At 31.8% G+C, this 19,996-nt stretch carries 24 protein-coding genes; 7 read left to right on the forward strand and 17 right to left on the reverse strand.

Annotation, left to right across the window (positions count from 1 at the left end; translation table 11 throughout):
- Nucleotide 1: 1 nt before the first annotated feature.
- From QZZ11_RS00085 to mcrC, 10 genes are read right to left on the reverse strand one after another with little or no spacing between them, the layout of a single operon-like run.
- The gene (locus QZZ11_RS00085; protein ID WP_292472348.1) at nt 2–1,363 is read right to left on the reverse strand and encodes a methanogenesis marker 14 protein; all 1,362 of its coding nucleotides are present in this window, start codon (nt 1,361–1,363) and stop codon (nt 2–4) included.
- Nucleotides 1,364–1,367: 4 nt separating this feature from the next.
- Entirely contained in the window at nt 1,368–2,300 is a 933-nt protein-coding gene (gene mtrH / locus QZZ11_RS00090; RefSeq protein WP_292472351.1) for a tetrahydromethanopterin S-methyltransferase subunit H, read from the reverse strand.
- A 15-nt stretch (nt 2,301–2,315) separates the two neighbouring features.
- The gene (mtrG, locus tag QZZ11_RS00095; RefSeq protein WP_292472354.1) at nt 2,316–2,510 is read right to left on the reverse strand and encodes a tetrahydromethanopterin S-methyltransferase subunit MtrG; all 195 of its coding nucleotides are present in this window, start codon (nt 2,508–2,510) and stop codon (nt 2,316–2,318) included.
- Entirely contained in the window at nt 2,510–2,695 is a 186-nt protein-coding gene (gene mtrF, locus QZZ11_RS00100; protein WP_292472356.1) for a tetrahydromethanopterin S-methyltransferase subunit F, read from the reverse strand. The genes mtrG and mtrF overlap by 1 nt, the downstream gene beginning before the upstream one ends.
- Complete coding sequence (mtrA, locus tag QZZ11_RS00105) at nt 2,692–3,453, reverse strand: tetrahydromethanopterin S-methyltransferase subunit A (RefSeq protein WP_292472360.1); 762 nt, start codon at nt 3,451–3,453, stop codon at nt 2,692–2,694. Before mtrA ends, mtrF begins: the two co-directional genes overlap by 4 nt.
- A 13-nt stretch (nt 3,454–3,466) precedes the next feature.
- Nucleotides 3,467–3,769: a tetrahydromethanopterin S-methyltransferase subunit MtrB gene (gene mtrB, locus QZZ11_RS00110; RefSeq protein WP_292472362.1), complete on the reverse strand. Its 303-nt coding sequence runs from the start codon at nt 3,767–3,769 to the stop codon at nt 3,467–3,469.
- The gene (mtrC, locus tag QZZ11_RS00115; protein ID WP_292472365.1) at nt 3,770–4,555 is read right to left on the reverse strand and encodes a tetrahydromethanopterin S-methyltransferase subunit MtrC; all 786 of its coding nucleotides are present in this window, start codon (nt 4,553–4,555) and stop codon (nt 3,770–3,772) included.
- Entirely contained in the window at nt 4,548–5,252 is a 705-nt protein-coding gene (gene mtrD / locus QZZ11_RS00120; protein WP_292472367.1) for a tetrahydromethanopterin S-methyltransferase subunit D, read from the reverse strand. The genes mtrC and mtrD overlap by 8 nt, the downstream gene beginning before the upstream one ends.
- A gap of 18 nt (nt 5,253–5,270) precedes the next feature.
- A complete protein-coding gene (gene mtrE / locus QZZ11_RS00125) occupies nt 5,271–6,143 on the reverse strand; it encodes a tetrahydromethanopterin S-methyltransferase subunit E (RefSeq protein ID WP_292472369.1) in 873 nt (290 codons plus the stop codon).
- A 15-nt stretch (nt 6,144–6,158) separates the two neighbouring features.
- A complete protein-coding gene (gene mcrC / locus QZZ11_RS00130) occupies nt 6,159–6,761 on the reverse strand; it encodes a methyl-coenzyme M reductase I operon protein C (protein WP_292472372.1) in 603 nt (200 codons plus the stop codon).
- 143 nt (nt 6,762–6,904) lie between these two features.
- Here mcrC and mmp10 point away from each other — a divergent pair, with 143 nt between their 5' ends.
- Nucleotides 6,905–8,146, forward strand: coding sequence for a methyl coenzyme M reductase-arginine methyltransferase Mmp10 (gene mmp10 / locus QZZ11_RS00135; RefSeq protein ID WP_292472375.1), 1,242 nt, complete (start codon nt 6,905–6,907; stop codon nt 8,144–8,146).
- A gap of 12 nt (nt 8,147–8,158) precedes the next feature.
- Entirely contained in the window at nt 8,159–8,890 is a 732-nt protein-coding gene (locus tag QZZ11_RS00140) for a class I SAM-dependent methyltransferase family protein (protein ID WP_292472378.1), read from the forward strand.
- On the opposite strand, the gene cofG is transcribed toward QZZ11_RS00140, so the two are convergent.
- From cofG to QZZ11_RS00160, 4 genes are all read right to left on the reverse strand, one after another.
- Nucleotides 8,883–9,974, reverse strand: coding sequence for a 7,8-didemethyl-8-hydroxy-5-deazariboflavin synthase subunit CofG (gene cofG / locus QZZ11_RS00145; protein WP_292472381.1), 1,092 nt, complete (start codon nt 9,972–9,974; stop codon nt 8,883–8,885). The genes QZZ11_RS00140 and cofG overlap by 8 nt on opposite strands.
- Nucleotides 9,975–9,997: 23 nt before the next feature.
- Nucleotides 9,998–10,447, reverse strand: a complete 450-nt coding sequence (locus QZZ11_RS00150; RefSeq protein ID WP_292472384.1) for a DUF2120 family protein — start codon at nt 10,445–10,447, stop codon at nt 9,998–10,000.
- A 4-nt stretch (nt 10,448–10,451) separates the two neighbouring features.
- Nucleotides 10,452–11,396: a GTP cyclohydrolase MptA gene (gene mptA, locus QZZ11_RS00155; RefSeq protein ID WP_292472387.1), complete on the reverse strand. Its 945-nt coding sequence runs from the start codon at nt 11,394–11,396 to the stop codon at nt 10,452–10,454.
- Between the two features lie 141 nt (nt 11,397–11,537).
- Nucleotides 11,538–12,041, reverse strand: coding sequence for an Lrp/AsnC family transcriptional regulator (locus QZZ11_RS00160; RefSeq protein ID WP_292472390.1), 504 nt, complete (start codon nt 12,039–12,041; stop codon nt 11,538–11,540).
- Nucleotides 12,042–12,488: 447 nt separating this feature from the next.
- Between QZZ11_RS00160 and QZZ11_RS00165 the strand changes: the two genes are divergently transcribed.
- Entirely contained in the window at nt 12,489–13,181 is a 693-nt protein-coding gene (locus tag QZZ11_RS00165; protein WP_292472393.1) for a hypothetical protein, read from the forward strand.
- A gap of 10 nt (nt 13,182–13,191) precedes the next feature.
- Here QZZ11_RS00165 and QZZ11_RS00170 read toward each other — a convergent pair whose 3' ends face one another.
- On the reverse strand, nt 13,192–14,364 hold the full coding sequence (locus QZZ11_RS00170; RefSeq protein ID WP_292472396.1) for a tRNA (guanine(10)-N(2))-dimethyltransferase: 1,173 nt from the start codon (nt 14,362–14,364) through the stop codon (nt 13,192–13,194).
- 187 nt (nt 14,365–14,551) lie between these two features.
- On the opposite strand from QZZ11_RS00170, the gene QZZ11_RS00175 reads away from it, so the two are divergent.
- Nucleotides 14,552–15,643, forward strand: coding sequence for a DegT/DnrJ/EryC1/StrS family aminotransferase (locus QZZ11_RS00175; RefSeq protein ID WP_292472398.1), 1,092 nt, complete (start codon nt 14,552–14,554; stop codon nt 15,641–15,643).
- Nucleotides 15,644–15,697: 54 nt separating this feature from the next.
- Nucleotides 15,698–16,552 (forward strand): TIGR00269 family protein, encoded by an 855-nt coding sequence (locus QZZ11_RS00180; protein ID WP_292472401.1) that lies wholly within the window; start codon nt 15,698–15,700, stop codon nt 16,550–16,552.
- Here QZZ11_RS00180 and QZZ11_RS00185 read toward each other — a convergent pair.
- Both QZZ11_RS00185 and QZZ11_RS00190 read right to left on the reverse strand, forming a co-directional pair.
- Nucleotides 16,547–16,762: a DUF1922 domain-containing protein gene (locus tag QZZ11_RS00185; RefSeq protein ID WP_292472403.1), complete on the reverse strand. Its 216-nt coding sequence runs from the start codon at nt 16,760–16,762 to the stop codon at nt 16,547–16,549. The two genes, QZZ11_RS00180 and QZZ11_RS00185, sit on opposite strands and share 6 nt — an antisense overlap.
- A gap of 17 nt (nt 16,763–16,779) precedes the next feature.
- Complete coding sequence (locus QZZ11_RS00190; protein WP_292472406.1) at nt 16,780–18,099, reverse strand: TraB/GumN family protein; 1,320 nt, start codon at nt 18,097–18,099, stop codon at nt 16,780–16,782.
- Nucleotides 18,100–18,262: 163 nt separating this feature from the next.
- Between QZZ11_RS00190 and QZZ11_RS00195 the strand changes: the two genes are divergently transcribed.
- Both QZZ11_RS00195 and QZZ11_RS00200 read left to right on the forward strand, forming a co-directional pair.
- Nucleotides 18,263–18,784 carry a hypothetical protein gene (locus QZZ11_RS00195; RefSeq protein WP_292472409.1) on the forward strand — a complete coding sequence of 174 codons (522 nt, stop codon included), beginning with the start codon at nt 18,263–18,265 and terminating at the stop codon, nt 18,782–18,784.
- On the forward strand, nt 18,769–19,677 hold the full coding sequence (locus QZZ11_RS00200; protein WP_292472412.1) for a methanogenesis marker 7 protein: 909 nt from the start codon (nt 18,769–18,771) through the stop codon (nt 19,675–19,677). Before QZZ11_RS00195 ends, QZZ11_RS00200 begins: the two co-directional genes overlap by 16 nt.
- Nucleotides 19,678–19,996: the final 319 nt, after the last annotated feature.

Here is a 19,996-nt window from a genome sequence, read left to right on the forward strand (position 1 = left end):
TCTATTTTTTATTTTTTAAAATCCTTTGTTGCATTATACAAAAACCTTTTTTTGAACCGCCTATCGGATTAGTAGGTGTACCCAATGAGTTCATGCAACGAGCCATCATCAATGCCCCCATAGCCAAACCATCCTCGGCAAATATTATTTCTTTGAACATTCCGTTTAAATATTTATGAATTAACTTAGGTTTTTGACCAGTAGTGCCTGCACGTCCTGTTATACCAAGAGTCATATTTTCAGACAAGAGATTTAACCTTTTTGTTTCATCAAGTAATCTTTTAATGTAATATGCGTAAAAATCATCAATCTGAAGCATGACTGCGTTAATATCTGAAACATCAACACAATCATTAAATGTGTTTAATAATTTTTCTTCATTGTTTATACGAGAACCGATAATTTTTACATCAAGATTATTTTTATTCTGTGAATATACATTCACCAATCCAAAATTATCAACATCCAAAGGTACTTCCATAATATCAATAAATGTATGCATTTTTTCTGTTATTTCATACAAAGTTTCTTCATTTAATTCAGCTGTTTTATGATTATTCTTTATGTCAATGGTTGAATAATTATCGTTTAATATTCCACAACCCCTTAACAATATATCAGAAATACCGCCTGCCAGACCAACATAATTACATAACAAATTAGCGTATGGTTTTGTATCATCAATTACCTGACCAGCAAGTGTTGTTCCCATGTCGATGGATATTATAGGATTACGATAATCTATCGATGAACTTTTTGCAGCCAATTTAATACCTGCAGTAACAAGTTCCCCCTCCATTTCATTGGAAAGAACCCCTGTTGTTTTAGGGGGTGTAACACTTACTATAGAGCCATCAAATTGAATGTTGTTAAAGAATGAAAATTTTCTTATATGTTCAGGAATATTGTTAACTGAAAAAGGTGCCGTCATTTGTGAAGGTTTAATACCTATATTCAAACAAGCATCGGAGAGCGCCTTGATAATAAGACCCATTTCATTAGACAAATTAGAAATTGCTATTACTCCCGTTGAACGAACAACAAAATCAATGTCCTGAACAGTCATTTGAACTTGTTTTAAAGAATCAAGAATAGTTTGGGAAATACTTTCTTCTATAGCCTCTTTTGACAGTTCTTTATTCCATATAGTATAACCGAATACTTCCTCAGATTCTTTAGGAGGCCTGATATCTCTGGTTAGATTAACCACTTTATTAATCTGATAACTTTGATTTGTTTTAATGTTGGTTGTTACAATAATTGATTTAATAGTAGTATTTCCTAACTCAACAGACAATACTGTAAAAAATTGATCTTTGATTAAAGAAGGGGAGATTTGGGGAAGTGATATTTTTTCGTACATAGTATCATAGTAAAATATTATAAGGATGTGAATCAACAGGTTGTATCTTTATTTCTTCGTTTGCTTCAGCAATAAACATATCCGTCATTGCACAGGCAGTGAAAGCTTTTTTGGTATTTTCAATCGGTCCAAATAGAACAAAGTCTCCTCCAACCATTTGTTGAACAATATTTGCACCCACATCACATACAGGCCATACTTCAGGGTTTTCTTTTTTATATTGTTTAATCCATTCCCATGCTGAAGGTACATTGTGAACACCACTGCCTGCAGGATATCCCCATTTACTCTTTTCTTTTAAAGTGGTTCTGATTGCAATTCCTCCACCCTGTCCTAATGGAGTAACAGCAACATCCATCAATGGCTTAATAATACCACAATCATCGGCAATTTCCAATAGACCTTTTTCTAAAATTCCTGAACCATTTTCCCATAAATCTATTTTTCCATCAGAACCTGGATTTGTAGGGTTAAAACCTAAAATTATTGAGGATGTAATGTCAGAATTTGTTAAAGCTTCAATTTCTTCATCGTCTATAGACATGTTTATTGAATTATAGATAGTTCTTTCGGATAATCCTATTTCAGTCACATAAGCTGAACCTGCTATTCTAGCTTCAGCAGCTGTTGAATCTATTAAAAAAGGAGAATCTGAAATTTCACTTACAAAGTCAACATATTTTAGTAAAGCTTCAGGTGTTGAACCGAATATTTGTACAATTGCCGGATTTCCGGTTAAATCAGCCATTTCATCCATTTCATTTAATAATGTTTCAGCTTTTTCTTTATCAAATATACCCTTGTTTTCATCAGACAGTATGTTATGTCCTGCATAAAAAATTGTTCCAGCCAATGCTGTTGGATATTCACCAGGCTGCCCTCCAATTTTTACACCATATATATCAAATACTTCTTGTTTTTTCTCAAATTTGAACATGATTATCCCCTAACTCTAAATAATATGAAATTTTAGCATAATGATTATAAACAATAATGCTATAATTATACCATACAATATTCCAATGTCTCTGCCTAAAGTTTTTCCTGTTTGCTGTGAAAATTCACCGTGTGATTCCTCTAATTTTTCTTCCAATTTATCCAATCTTTCATTAATGGCCATTAAATCATTTTTTAAATTATCAGACATTACAATCCCCCACTATAAAAAATTATGGGAATTCCAACAACTATGAGTGTTAATATAAATCCGATGATAATACCCATCCGAGTATTGCCAACTGCAGAAACCAACCTCTGATTTCTACCGATAATCTGAGTTTTATACTCTATGGATTCTGTTAATTTTTTTATATTGTTTAATGTATTTTTCATAATTTTAAACTCCAGAATAATATTAATATTAGAACCAAAGTTAGAACAAATCCTATAACAATGCCTTGAACTTTACCGGCATAATAACCTGAAGAAAATTTTTCCAAACTTCCAATTTCATTAACTTCTGATTTTAAATGACGGATTCTGTTTTCAATTTCCAATAATTTTAATGCTGATGAATCAACCGATGATGTTGAAGTTTCCATTAATTCATATGATGAATCGTCCTCTTCCTCTTCTTCTTTTTCATTCAATTGAATTATCATCGGTTCTTCTTCAAAACAACCCGGATCATTTTCAATACACTCATTTATCTTAGCTGAAATATCATCAAGATTTTCATTATTTATCATGTCAATTATTGTTAATTGTTCCTGAAATCTTTCAACTGCTTCGATAGGTAAATTTTCTACAAATGGAATTGCCCCTGGAGAACCTAAAATTGATTTAGTATCTGGATCAATACCGTTATCATACAATGCTTTAACTGTTTCTCCAGTTATATGTCCCTGTACTTCCGAACCGCAGACAATTAAAAATCTTAAATTAGGATTTGAAACTATATTTGTAACTACTTTTTCAATTCCCAAATTTTCTGTATGTAATGGTCCGGCGATAGCTGCCCCCAAATTAACCACTTCATCATTCATCTTTGAACCTAAAGTAACTACTGCTACAGGACATTGTGGATCACCAACACTATAATCTCCTGTCTCTAAAGGCCATCCATCAATAACTTCTTTTTTATCAACCATAGACTCACCTTTTCTACACCAACAATAATATAAATATTAATGCCAATATTACTCCAATTACAATATTTGTTAACATACCTGCTTTGTGATATATTCCTTCACGACCTGGTTGAGATAACCTTGAAGTTGAATTAGGATCAAAAGAGGATTCCAAATCAATTATTGCTTCTTCTATTTTATCCAATTGTGATAAGAGTTCTTCAGTAGGAAATGCTGTAGACTTTACACCACCAACTATACCCTGACCTATAACCCCAGTATTTACATCCATTTCTAAATTATCATCTATTATAATTTTTGATGTTTCAATAACCATTTAATCATCCCCGTCATCAATCGGCCATAATCCAAATCTTCTAATCGATGCTGCCTGCTGTTTAGTATATATGACATATTTTCTGAAAAATACAATCCATCCAATTAATGATATCAAAAGATAAAGCATCCAGAACTGTGAATTTAAGATACTGATAATAGAAATTACCATTAACATTAAAAATGCATTTGAACATGCCAAAGACAAAGTCCTATATTGATCTTCATTAGGTCCCATACATGAATTATACGGATTCTGAATTGCCATTACTGCCATAATCATTATTAGTAATATTAGACCGGTCTGAATAACCTCTTCATAAATTACACTCTGATTATATGTATGTGCAATCAGACAAGACATTGATATCAGCACTATCAATGAAGCTAATGTAATTGATATGAATGCTTTGGATAATATTTCTACCTGAATCTTAAAAATATGTTTACAAATCATTGACACAATATATGAAAGAATTATAGCTATTAATATACCCATTATAGGAAATGCTATTGACAGTTTTAGATAGGATGATATTAAGATTGCCGAAACATAACTGACTAATGCAACAGCCATCAGCATATATATTATAGAAGGAACACCCGTACCCAAACTATATTTTCCTATATGACGCAACGTATTGGTAGCGTATGCTGTTGCCAGGACTGAAGCTATGATTACAAGGATACCTCCCACCAGATATATCTGACTGCCATATATGCACAAGATACTTATAATTAATGTTACCAACATGATAATTTGATTTGGTATTAAATCCTCAGCCATATATTAACCCCCATATTATGAAAACATACACTAGTGAAAGAACAACCGAGATTATGAAACAGGATATTGTTCCGGAAATAATCTTTTGTTTAAATTTCTCATCATAGAAACCTTGAATCGTTCCCCCAATATTATAGGATGCCATAACTGCAACAATAAAAAACAACATTAATGAAAAAATCGTTGCCAATGTTCCATTTATTACTGTTGAATAATTCAAATAAGTTGAAAATGTGGAATAAATAGATGCAAATGCTAAACTACCTCCAACACCTCCAAGCAATGAACCTATTAAACCACTAACATATGAAATTGTTGGAATTCCATGACCTGTTGTACCGGGACTTACAAAAGCGTCCTGTTCAAAACCTGTGAGGGGATCCTTCTCAAAATTTGAGGATGCAAGAGGAACACCAACCCCATAAATATGTATTACGTTTGAAAAAAACATGGTGATTGACATCATTATCATAGAACCTACTGCACCGCTTAGTGCTATAATGTAATTAGGTTGTCCAATTGCCAATGCTGCTGACAATATACCCGTAATACCCATACCTATAGTTATCATTGGAGCCCCAGTAGGTACTCCTGCAGAAGTTGATAATGCTGCCGGTGCTCCACCCACAGGAATAAAATGAACCCCTATCCCAATAAGAGTTGAACCTATAATTAAACTAATTAATAATTCCCACATCAATTAAATACACCCTTATTATTTTTCATATTTTCCAAAGTTTATACGAGCATTCTTTTCAATAATTATGTTTAAAATAAAAAACAACAACACAATTATTAAACCTGCTATCAATCCATAGTTTATTCCGAATACCAGATTAATCCAAAATGTTAGGAAAATTATTAGTCCAAAACACAATCCTGAAATAGGTCCACCAAATTTAGAACAGAATCTAACAACATCAATAGAATTTCTTGAACCTAAAGGTGATTTTGTAGCTATATTTCCATTATTTGAAACTGCAATTCCAGAACCGAACTCATGATTCTGATATAATTTTTCTGCCCCATAATGAATATCTCCAATAGCAGAACCTATAGTTCCTAAAGAAATCCCCATCAGTAAAGCTGTTACAGGTAAACTTAATGGAACAGCAGGATCCAATAAATAAACCATAATATAAGATAATGTTGTAATTGAAAATAGAGTTATGAATGCATGTGCTGCACTGATAGGAATATGTTTAATTAATACATCCAAAAACAATGGCTGATTATATAATGCCTGACTAGTTATACGTCCCATGTATGAAGTAATAGATAATATTACCTGAACAAGAGTTGCAATAAGAGCAGAAATTAATAATACCAATACAACAGGATAATTTAATGTAAATAAAACATATGCTATGGAACCAGCAATTGTAGCTGTTGTACCCATTAGTACTGGTTCACCAGAAACTGCCCTATTGAAAAGTTTGTGCAAATTACCTACCTGAGGTGCTAATTGTACTTGAGAATTTGGATTACTGGTAGATGCTACATCAGATTCCAAATCCTCAAATATACCTGCAATTATAGCAATTAGCCCCATTAAAGCAACAAGCACTAAATTAAAAAGCATATCCATACACTTTTCCCCAATTTAATTTCCATAAGTCTGTATAGTATTTTCTACTTTATCAATAATTTCATCCAATTTATCCTGAGAACATGTTTCACCACGAATTACATCAGTAATTAACTCAACAATTGTTCCTTTAGTCTCTGGTTTTTCTGGCATAACTGCGGCAGTTTTTACACCGATACGTGCAAAATCCTCATAATCCACAGGGTATTGTGCAATAATTATAACAGGTTTGTTAATATTTTTCAATACATGTTTAGCTTTATAAATTATGTGATTTTTTACTCCACCAAAGTGAATTAAAACAACTTTATGCCTATTCATCTGAGATATTTCTTTAGGTGTAACACCAAATAATCCTTGACCTCCACCAGAAGGCGTATCTTTTGGCACACCAGAACCTGCATTAAGCACCAAAGTACTGGTTTGAATATTTGCCTCCCTTAAAGCAAAGGTAATTTCACAAACAGGTTTTGTAATGTGTCTACGGCCGGGAGACATAGCTACAGCCAGTAAATCATCACCACATTGAGCATAAGTTCCCCTTTGTGCAATTCCACCACCTTCACCTATTCCTCTTGTTTCCCTACAATCTACTATATGAGTACTTTTTCCAATCATAATTACACTACCTGAAATATTATTATCTTATATTTATATTAATTAATTATCTGATTTTCTTTCATTATATCTTTTTTTAAATATGATAACTGTGTAGAAAATATACGATACAAATAAAAATTATAATTTAGATATTAATATTTATGCAAATTATGGCTGATGTAGGTGGAATACCTGGAAAAAATTGTAGAGGTTTTTGTGAATATTGTTACTTCAAAACCGTCCGTGAAGCCAAGATACTTGGCTGTAAAAACTGTCCGCCGGGACAGATAGGATGTCCTCACTGTAGTACTGATACAAACATGACAAGAGATTATTTTCCTGCTTATCAAGTGTTATCAACATTACAAACAGATATTTTCCAGAGAAACATTCCACAAGATACTATGGTAAATATTACAGGAGATGGAGATATAAGCTGTTATCCGGATCTTCTAAATTTAACTCGTGGAATAAAAGATATGGGCTTACCCATGCATTTAGGTTATACAAGTGGAAAGGGTATTGATGATGCCAATATTGTTGATACTCTGATAAACCATGGAGTTGTAGAAACAACATATACAACTTTTTCAACAGACCCTGCTCTCAGAAAAAGATGGATGCATGATCCTACTCCTGAAGCATCCGTTGAAGCTTTAAAACGTTTTTGTGAATCATGTGACGTACATGCGGCATCAATTATTATTCCGGGAGTTAATGATGGTGAAGAATTGGCACGTACCTGTGAAAATTTAGAATCCTGGGGTGCTAAAGCCCTCATTTTAATGAGGTTTGCAAACACCAGAAATCAGGGTTTAATATTAAGTGAAAAACCGATTATTCCGGGAATTGAACAACAAAGCATAGAAGAATTCAAACAGCTAGTTATTGATACATCAAAAGAATATAATTTAAGAGTTACTGGAACACCAGTCTGTGATCCCGAAACAGACAGCCCTTATGCATTAGCTAAAGATAAAAATAAAGAATACCTTGAAATATTAACACCTATAAAAGCAGAAGCAACAATAATCACGGGAAAAATTTCAGCAGAATACATTTCAAAAATAATTGAAAATTTAGGTGCTTCAGAACATGTCAATGTAATCGGAACCGAACAGGAAATTGCTTGTTTAATTACAGAACAGGATTTAAGAGAAATTAACTTAGAAGAAGTAAAAGACACGGTAATCATTCCGGGAAGATGTTTTGTACATGACATGGTTGCTGAAGAGATATTCAGAAGCGATGGAAAATTCAGATTGATACATAGAGGACCTGATTTATTAACTGTTGACGGAGAAATGAGTGGAACTTTAACTAAAAATGATGTTTTAAAACATGAATTATATGCTTTTGAAGATTTAATTGAGTTAATAAATTATATGGGTGTAAAAATATAAGAGGTTCATATAATGAAAGGTAAACTAATAGGGGACATACTGGTAGTAAAAAAAGAACCGGATAATTTAGAGGAAATCATCAAATTACCTTATGTTAACAAGGTTGTTAAATTAGGTAAAATTCATGGCCAAAAAAGAGAACCTGAAGTTGAGATGATATATGGTGAAGGAACTGAAACAATACACAAAGAAAACTACTGTAAATTTAAGTTTGATGTAGCCAAAATTATGTGGTCCAAAGGAAATACTGGCGAAAGACTAAGAATGAGCAAGATGCCGGATAAAAATGAGACAATTATCGACATGTTTGCAGGAATAGGCTATTTTACTATTCCAATGGCCGTACATTCAAAACCTAAAAAAATTTACGCAATAGAAATAAATCCCGTATCATACAATTATCTTTGCGAAAACGTGAAACTAAACAAAGTCGAGGATATTGTAACCCCTATTTTAGGTGATTGTAGCTTACAGAACTTTGATCATGAAGCAGACAGAATTATGATGGGTTACATTGGAGGAACACATCATTACCTGGATAGTGCTATGAAATATCTTAAAGAAGGAGGCATTATCCATTATCATGAATCAACACCCGAACCTATACTATTCGAAAGACCTGTGAATAGAGTTGAAGAAGCTGCAAAAAAAGTAGGTAGAGAAATAGAAGTATTAAACAAACGTACAATAAAAAAATACTCCCCAGGCGTTTTTCATACAGTTGTTGACATAAAAGTTAATTAATCTCATGTTGAAGTTTAATGACTGTATCATAAACTTTTTCTTTTAAATATTTATCATTAATATATTTTTCATATACAGGCAATCTTTCTTTTAACGAAAAATTAATTTTACTTAACGTTGATGATAAATCATTAACGGAAGGCCAATCATTCTCAGGATTAACATAATCCTTTGTTAATGGAGAAATTCCTCCCATATCATCAGCTCCACATAAAATAAAGAAACTCATCCAATCATGATTTAAATTAGGTGGAATTTGTATACTGACATCCGGAAACATGACTGTAGCCAGAACAGTTAATTTTAACAAATCAATTAAAGATGGTTCAGGATGATCCTTCATAGGAATATTACTTTTAGGTTTAAAATTTTGAATAATTATTTCCTGAATATGACCATACTTGTCTTGTAAATCTCTTAATGCAAATAAAGAATCTATATGATCATCAGTTGTTTCACCAATACCGATCAATAAACCTGTAGTGAATGGAATATTCTCTTTACCTGCATTTTTTATGAAATTTATTCTTTTATCAGGATTTTTACCAGGACTGTCCTTGTGTACTATTGTTTTAAGTAATTTTTTATTTGTTGTTTCCAACATCAAACCCATTGATGCATTTACTTCTGACAAATATCTTAAATCAGACCTTGAAATTATTCCCATATTGGTATGAGGTAACATTTCATTATCCACCAGTATTCTTTCTGATAAATAATATACATAGTCCACCATTGATTCAAAACCATACTTTTCTAATTCATTTTTTACATAATCATTTTTATCTGATGATTCGCCAAAAGCAAATAATGCTTCGGTACATTTGACTTTCTTAGCTTTTTGAACCATGTTAAGTACAGTTTCCTTGTTCATCACAAGATATTCCGCTTCATCAACATCCTGTTTAAAAGTACAGTATCCGCAATTATTTTGGCAGATATGTGTTAAAGGTAAAAAAATATTTTTAGAAAAAGTAATCTCATTTGAACGATTATGATTTATTTCCTTAATAAAATCCAAAAAAGTGTTTAAATCAGCATTTAAAATATTTCTAGCTTCTATCTTAGATAATTCATTAATCATTTTAATCACGTGAAAAAAAGAAATTAGGATGTGAATTCGGTCATACGAAGAACCATTGTTTCAACAAACATTGGTCCAAAACCAGATTTGTCCATGTAAAGAACTACATAAACTGCCAAATCATCTATCTGACCAATTGCATACTCTGCATAAAATCCGGTCATTTCAAAGGTATTCTTTAATTTTTCTATCCCATCCAAACCGTTTGACTGGTCGTAAACCTCTTCTGTTTTTCTTAATATGGTATCTACCTTATCAGTAAATTCCCTTGCCTTATTGGACTCCTTTTCTATTTTTTTAATATTTAATTCTTCAAACAATTCCATCAGTCGTGGATACATATCCTCAGGTTTAACTTTATTATGGGTTTTTCCCCTAATTATCATTGACTCCGTACTGTGAACTACTGGTTTACATCCTTCAAAGGCATCCATTTTCTCCATGATAGGTCTTGATATTTCCATTACTTCCATATTTTCACTCCATATTATTTTCTTGTTTTAATTCGCCCATTGATGCAACTTTTTCAGCATAAGCATTATGTTGATGAATACTTTCTTCATTAACTTGTTTTATTGTTACCATTGAATTGTCAGGCAAATCCGAATATTTCTCCAATAAACCTAATACCATGTTACGTACACAATCCTCTACAAAAACAGGATTTTTATGTGCATTTGTTACAATTTTGTTTTCATCAGGTCTTTTCAAAATTTCACATACAGGAGAACTCATAGAATTTTGTATAATTGTTATTAAATCATCAACATTGACATTTTGGTTTTCAGAAACTTCCAAAAGAATTGTTCCAATACCTCTTTGATTGTGTGATGCAAAAGTAACTGCTTCTAAAACTTTTTGAGTGGTTTCCTCATCCAAAAATTCCAATAATTTTTCTTTGGATTCCTGTTCCACTGATTCCTGAGCACATGGACATACTGTCATACCCACAACCTGTGCACCAACCATTTTCCTTACAGAAATATTGCCTAAATCATCTTTCATAGCTATTGCTCTGGCAATGATATGTGTTGTTTCTTGAGTTTTTTTATGAGTGACTGGAGAAAATTTGTTAATTATGTATTCGCTTGTAGCTTCTGTTTCGGCTCTTACTGCATATTCATGTTTTTCTAATAATCGTTTAACCAAATTAGCGCAAATATCTTCTATATGAATTTCCATATCACTAACAGATTCATCTATTACTTCAGAGATCGCTTCCGGATTTCTGGACATGTGTACACCTTTTTGTGTACTTGGTAAATCTACAAAAGCATCAAAGGTCGGTAATAAAATTATTGGTCGTTTATTATCTCTTTGAATCTTCACTAATTTTTTAACTCCAGTAACACCCACACGTGTCAATGATATAGGTGCATTAGGTTGTTTATCTTGCGTATCTGGAAATTCTTGAACCGGCATTATTATTTTCTCTCCTGTTTATTAAAAATTAACTTATCTATGTAATGTTATATATTTTTTATATTTGAAATATCTTACCATAGAATTTAGAATAGAAAAAAAGAGATAGTTTTAAAAAGAATAATTAAAAAAAAGAATTGACTAAAAATTAATCATTGAAGAATTTAACTCTTCTTTAACAATATTTAGTACTGTTTGCGTGTATGTTTTTGTTACATTATCTTCTTGAAGTAACAATTTGATAAATTTATTTAATTCGAATGTGTTTTTAAATTTTGCTATTATTATTCCATCAAATTGACCTGTTACATCATAAACTGCTAGTAAATTGTTTTTAAATGGTTCTTTTTCTGTTAAAAAGGATATTGTTCCACCTTTAATTTCAATACCGATTACTGCAGTCAAAGTATAACCTAATTTTTCATGATCAATAACTGGAACGAATTTACTTATAATACCAGATTTTGTTAATTTATCTACCCTATTATGTATTGTTCCAACAGAAACACCTAATTCTCTTGAAATTTTCCTATAGGATTTTCTTCCATCTTCACTTAATAATTCCAATATCTGTTTATCAAGTGAATCCATGTTCATTGCAATATTTTGAGGTTCAATACTGTAGTCATTTAAATCTTGATTCATATACATCCCTACAATTATTATATATTATTTTTTGATACATCTACCAAATTTATAATACTTATTATGATATACACATTATATAAACCTTTTGAGTTTTCTTTAAAAAAAAGAAAAAAATAATGATAATTTACAAAAATAGTAATGAAAAAAAATAAAAATTTCAAAAATCGATTAAAATAAATATTAAATTAATAAAAAAAAATTTTGAAAAAATGAAAATAGCCCATATGGAAAAATAAAAATTTAACAATAAAATATTTTCAATATATTAATAAACCATGATAAAAAAAATAATCATTTTTTCGAATAAAATGTATTTTTTTCAATTAATCAAAATTCGATTATTTTTCTCAATTTGATGAATATAAAAAATATTAAGAAAATCAAAATACAAATTATAAATTAATTAATAAAAAAAAGAATTTTAAAATACAATGGTGAAACATAATGAAATGGTACATATCTTTTATAATAATAATTTTAATACTGATTGGCTTTCTTTATGTATCAACATCTTCATCATCAGATGATATTGAACCTTTGGGAAGGTTAGCATTTGTTAAAATAGCAAATCCGGACATGTATCCAGAACATGTGCATGCAAATTTATTAGCACAATATGCTGAAGAAAGAAATTCAAAATGTGCCATAGTTTTACATTTTGCGGGAAGTTCTAACTATAGAAATTTTTATAATGGAAAAGTATACATTATTGAAATGGCATTCATGGATACAGCAGGAGCACAAGTAAACATTGACTGGAATCAGGTATTAGACTATGGAATTCATGGAGTACCCGATGACAAATGGAATTATAAAGTAGATGGAGAAATTTACGATAAATATGAAGATGCTTGGGCAAGAGTATTGGAAATGGCCAAATCACAAGGACAAGAAGGACCTATACCTGTAGTATGGCATGGAACAGTTAGAGAAGGTAATATTTTCATTAACCCTGGATGTGGATTCCCATTATATTACCAAGTATGTTCAAAAGAATTCGGACACTTTGGTGGAATAATGCGTGCAGCAACAGGTTCAATATTCCCATATTTCAATAATCCGTACAGATTTTACGAAATACAACACGCACCGGAATTACAATATTACTACACACACAATATGTTAAACTATGAATAGTATTAAAATCTTAAACATCAACTCCCAATTTTTCTTCTTTTATTTTTATTATAAGTTCTTTCAACTCTTTTAAAGGCATATCAGTACGCATACCTGTTAATTTAAAATGAGTTCTTGAAATAAAATATCCTCTTGCTTTAATTTCATCAATTACATCGTTAATCTTTGGAGAACTAATTTTTAAATTTTTACATATTTTATGAATATCATAAAAAGTTACAGGACCTTCCGCTTCTTCGTAACATTGATTAAATAATTTTAATAAATCCTCTTTTTTGTTTAACTCCAACTCTTCAGCAGTATCAATCATATCACCAATAAATTCCTTATCAGAAATATTTCCCAACCATAATGGACCTGCTACAAGATATTTTTCTCCACACTCAGGACATGTAGTTGGCACCTTTGGAACAAAGCCATAAAATGTGTCCCTATGCAAACAATTTGGACAATGAGTTATGAAACCAATGTTATTCAAAGATTCGTTTGTTTTCTTTCCGCCTCTTTTTATAACTGCATATATTCTCATATAATGTTCAGTACTATGTGAAAATAATACATGCATGTATTTCTGATTGACTGCAAGGTTTCTTGCAATGAAAGCCAGCAGTATTCTAATACCATTTTCATGGCAATACTCTGTTTTTAATGGTTGTGCACCATATTTTCTTAGACAAGGATCATGATATGTTCCACATAAAGCCGAAGTATCCGTAGCACTTATACAGATTAAACCACCAGGCCTGATATTTATTGCAGTTGACTGAGTAAACATTGAAGGAGTACCGAACGGATCAATATCAATTATATCAAATAAACCCTTATTTGACTGCAATAATACATTTGCGTCATTTTTTTCAACCTCTACATTGGAAATGTCATTCAAAACCATGTTCTTTTTAGCTATTTCAACTGCCAAAGGATTTACATCCCCAACCAAAACCTTTTCTACTCCCTGAATTTCTTTGGAATACCTTGCTCCCCTTATACCGGTACCTCCAAATGCATCGAATATTACCACGTCATGATCCAATGATTTCCTATATTGATTTAGAACCACTACCGAAATATCCCTATTTAACTCCATTACAGGATTATAAAAAACCGGTGCCTTTGCAGAAACTTTTTCAAAATCAGGAACTTCTATCTTTACAAGCCCCTCTTCAATATAATGTGTGTCCATCTATGTAACTCCTTAATTTAGATTTTATAATATTTGTATATATTTAAAAAATTCCTAATATACTTTAAAGATAGTAGCGTGAAAAAAATTATTAAGTAAAAACAAGATAATAAATATTATAGATAATTGATGAAAAAGACAATTAACATCAACTACCAAATAATTGATTACTATAAGTGGCGAAATTATGATAAATATAGCAAAACCTATAATTAGTGATGAAGAAATCGAAGCAGTAACCGAAGTTCTAAAATCAGGAATGTTAGCTCAAGGTCCTAAAGTTGACGAATTTGAAAAGAAATTTGCAGAATATTCCGAAGCAAAATATGGAATTGCAACAAGTTCAGGTACAACTGCATTACACACAGCACTTGTAGCTGCAGGAGTTGAAAGAGGTGACGAAGTAATCACAACACCATTTACATTTGCAGCAACCTCAAATTCTATTTTATATTCTGATGCTACACCGGTATATGCGGATATTGATCCAAAAACATTCAACTTAAATCCTGAAAAGATTGAAGAAAAAATTACCGACAAAACCAAAGCAATAGTACCTGTACACCTTTATGGACAGCCTGCAGACATGGATCCAATTTTAGAAATTGCAGAAAAACATGACTTGAAAGTTATTGAAGATGCTGCTCAAGCACATGGTTCAACATACAAAGGAAAAAAAATCGGAAGTATCGGTGACTTAGGATGTTTCAGTTTCTATCCTACAAAAAACATGACTACCGGTGAAGGTGGTATGGTTACAACCAATGATGATGATTTAGCTGAAAAATCAGCAATGATTCGTGCTCATGGTGAAAGTAAAAGATACGAACAATCTCTTTTAGGTTACAACTACAGAATGACAGATATTGCAGCAAGTATAGGAATAGTTCAATTAAAATCAATAGATAAATTCAACGAAAAAAGAAATGAAAATGCAAAATATTTATCTGAAGGTTTATCTGACGTGGAAGGAATAACCACCCCATGTGTTGACAGTAACGTTACCCACGTATTCCACCAGTACACAATAAGAGTTTCCAAAGACAGAGACGAATTCAAACAGTTCCTCACCGACAATGAAATTGGTACCGGAGTTCATTATCCTATAGTATTATACAAACAACCATATTACCAAAACCTTGGCATAACCGGAAACTGTCCTGAAGCTGAATTGGCTGCAAATCAAGTAATTTCATTACCAGTACATCCTTCACTTACTACCGAAGAACTGGATACAATTATAGAAACTGTTAAAAAAGGTTCTGAAAAACTATTATAATTAATCTCCCCCTTTTTATTCTCTTTTTTTATAAAAAAACTTAGGAACATCAGCATGAAAATAGAACAGACATCATTTAACAGATATGTTAAAGAAAATGTTTTTGAAACCATAAAAACTTACCATCTCATTAATCCAAATGATAGGATAATGATTGGAGTATCCGGCGGAAAAGACAGTATTTTAACATTACATATGTTAAATAAATATAAAACAGAAAATAAGGTTAATTTCGACATAGAAGCCGTGTGCATTGATGAGGGAATTAAGGGATACAGAGAAGAAGGCATTAAAACTGCAAAAGATAATTGTAAAAGATTGGACATTCCATTAACAGTTTATTCCTTCAAAGATGAATGGCACTATGATTTAGATGACATCAGTGACATTTATAAAAGCACGTGCATGCCCTGCGGTGTTTATAGAAGATACCTGTTAAATAAGATTTCTTCCGAACATGACTGTGATAAAATTGCAACAGGACACAATATGGACGATGAGATACAATCATTTTTAATGACCTTTGCCAGAAATGATCAGAACAAATTTCCAAAATTTTCTCCAATACTGGATAAAATACACGAAAACATGGTGCCACGAATTAAACCATTATGGAGATTACCTGAAAAAGATGTTGGAATATGGTGTGTTGTAAATAATATTCCAATCCATAATGAAGAATGTCCATACTCCGTAACATCACTCAGAAGTGAAGTAAAATTATTATTGAATAAAATAGAAGAAAAAGAGAAGGGTACTAAAAGGAATATATTTAATTCCTTCGAAAAAACATTTAAAATCAAACAGGAAAATATAAAATTAAATAATTGTGAAAATTGTGGACAACCAACAGCCAGAAGTCCATGTAAAGCCTGTGAAATTACAGAAGAGATAAAAAGTAAATTATAACTGGTCAGCGGTTTTGAAAATAGTACCGCCATATATCTCTTCCTGCATATCCTGAACTGCCCTTGCTGCCAAATCAGCCGTTTCTGCTATTTTTAATATTCGTCTTTTTCTAACGTTTAATGTTTTTCCACAGGTACATTTTTTAGTTTTTGAACCTTCTTTTGAGTATAACACCCTACCACAATCACACCTGTAAATTAAATATGTCATCGCACCACCTTTAATAATTAAATACCAAATATTGCATGAAGATACGGTAAAAATACGTTATTAATCGTTATCAGAACACCTATTGTACATCCCAGATTGGTTCCGATAACCACCAGTATAACCCTAAATAATTTATTGTGCCATAAATCACCGAACGTTTCGAAATCTGCCAGTTCATGCATGTCATCAAAACCTACCTTACGTAATTTTCCTTCCACCAATCCGGAAAACCATCCTGCTGCAAGCAATGGATGAATTACAGTTATTGGAGCAACGAGAAATGCCACTATTGCAGACTGTATTTTTGAACCTGACAACAATGAACCAAGAAAAGCTCCTCCCCCTGCAAATATCAGATAGTTTATCAATCCACCCTCTATATTAATACCCTGAAAAAATGCTACAATGAATATTAAAACGAATAACAGAGGAATAAGATACAGGATTATTTTGGTTATGGAAAATCTTGATTCCTTGATGTAATTTAAACTATCCAATGACGGAATCGTTTCAGGATTGCTTAGGAAAGTCAATATTCCCTGTTTATGACCTGCACCCACTACCGCCACAACGTTTTTATCTTCCAGACTTTTCAGATTGTATGCCATGTATGCGTCCCTTTCATGAACCAATGCATTATATCCTCCGGGAGATGCTTCTTTAAAGTAATTCATCACTTCGGTAATTGTGTCTTCCTGTTTTAATTTTTCAATCTCTTCCTCGATTGATTCCTCTTCATCATTTCCGAAAAGATATGAAGCAACAAGTTCATATATAAAGGTAAGTTTTTCCTTTAAAGTCATACCGTTAATTGTTCGTTTAAGGGTAATCTGTATATTACGGTCTATTAAGGCAACATCAGCATTTACTTCCTTGGCTATTCTTGCTGCTTCCAACATTTCAGAACCCGGTTTGACACCAACATCTTCACCCATCCTTTTTTGGGTATTGGACAAGAATGCCGTGACTAATGTTACAATCAGATTGGATGATTTTAAAAGGGTTTTCAAATCCATTTTTTCTTCACGTACAACTCCGTAACTTTCATCCAATAATCTCTGATATCTTCCCAGATCCAGTTCTATTGCAACTATTTCCGGTTTTTTTTCATAAATTGTTTCCCTTACGGAATCAACACTTTTTTCGGATATGTGTGCAGTTCCCACAATTTCCAATGAAGGTTCGTGTATTGGTTCAATAATATCTTCTTCAACTTCGGCGGAATCGGTTACATCAATATGTTCTTCTGAATCTGTGTTGTCATTAGGATAAATTCTAAGTATTGGTGGTCTGTGAAAATAAAGGTCCTTATCTTCATTTTGATTAATGTCACTCATTTTATCACAATTATAATTATTTATATTGAATACAATTTTTTTATTTAGTAATATCTATAAATTATATATAACTTATTTTTTTTAAACTATTTCAATTTTAGTTAATTTTCAATTACAAAAAAACAATTATTAGTTATGAATATATATTATATAAGGACAGGATATGATGAAAATTATTACTACACCAATGTGCGAAGATGTTCTTAGGATATCCGGACTGACTGAGTATCAGGTTGTTAATCCAGATGAGATTAAAGATGCCGATATTGCGATATTATTATCTGAAACCAGATCCGAAATTCCGAAATTATCAATTAAGTTAAATACATTTTCCCAGGTATATGAAAGTGTTCTTAAAATTCAAAGCCGTTTCAATACAGAAATAAATCAGGAAGAAATGGAAATTATAAAGAATTTAATTGATGAGAATAATGAAAAAAAAGATAATAGAAAAGATACTAAAGTAAAAGTATACAGTAATTTTTTAAAGGATATCATACTTGATATGGGTTTTACAATAGATGATGATTATGATTATATGGTAGTTCCCGATTATTTGGATATCGAAGAAAATAATGAGGACTGTATTGTCATCCCATCACATAAAAATGTTTCAAAAAGCATTGTAGAAAGAGTTAAAAATAGATATGATTTATTGGAGAGGAAATTATGTATGAAACAATGACATATACCGGTGGTATTCATAAACATTATGAGATTGAAGAGTTAATTGAAGATTTAGGTGGATTTATTTTACAAAAGAATGAATCCCAATTAGATATTACTTTGACAATAGCCATACCTGCAGAAGATGTGGATAAGATTGAAGTTAAAGCTAAAGAACTGTTGGGTGATGTTGAATTATCACCATTGGCAAGTACGGAAATAGCTGTAGTTTCACCTACTCTTGCAAGACAACACTTGCCTCACGCAGCATGTGATATTGCAGAATACCTTAGAAGATATGGAACAAAAACCAACATGATCGGATTGGCCAGAGGTGCAGGTAAGGGTATTTCCCAGATCAGCAAACCTGAAAAGGATTTAATTGAAGAACATGACCTTGCCATCTTTTCATTAGGTAGTTTTGAAGACTGTATTCGTAAAAAAACACACCTGTTTGAAGATATTGACATACCCGTCATTGTTGTGGGCAGTCCTGAACTGGAAGCTGAAGAAATAAATGCCAATGCCTACGTTTCAGGTTTTGGAAGAATTCCAAGAAGACTTAAACGTGGTGAAAACATCAGGGCTTTAAGAAAATTAGCAGAAACTGCTGAAGACATTATCGCAAAACAAAAAGAGGAACAGACTGATGATCCTCTGATTATATCACCTGTTATTGCAAAAATAGCTATTGAAAGAAGTGTGGAAGAAGTTGAACACATTAACTCTCCTATGGCACTGGTAAGTCAATTGGATGGTGTTCGTGTAAAATTGCCTTACGATGAATTCCATGAAAAAATAGCTGAAGTAAATGTTGAAGGATACCGTTTGGGTGATATTGCAGAAATTAAAAAATCAAAAATGTATGATCATATCCTAGTAAAAATACTTCCGGAAACATCCTTATATTAATCTCCATATCTTTTCCTCTTTTTTTAAACATTTTAAAAATATGGCTCTGTAGAAAACCTTGCTTTGAGGGAAATATGAGTAATAACCCAAATATAGTTTTATTACAGAGGGAAATATTTTATTTCAATATTTTCCTTTCTTCATCATAATACAATTCTCACTCATATTGAGTAATTGTATTTTTCATTTGATTCCTGCCTAATTGCCGCTAATGCTAAGCATAGTAAGTGGTACAGGCGATCTCCGGGAAACCCTCGGTTCACATATAAAATACTTTGTTTATATAATTATATTTTTTTTAATCCTTCTCGTTGTATGT

The organism is Methanosphaera sp. (assembly GCF_016282985.1).
GTDB lineage: Archaea > Methanobacteriota > Methanobacteria > Methanobacteriales > Methanobacteriaceae > Methanosphaera.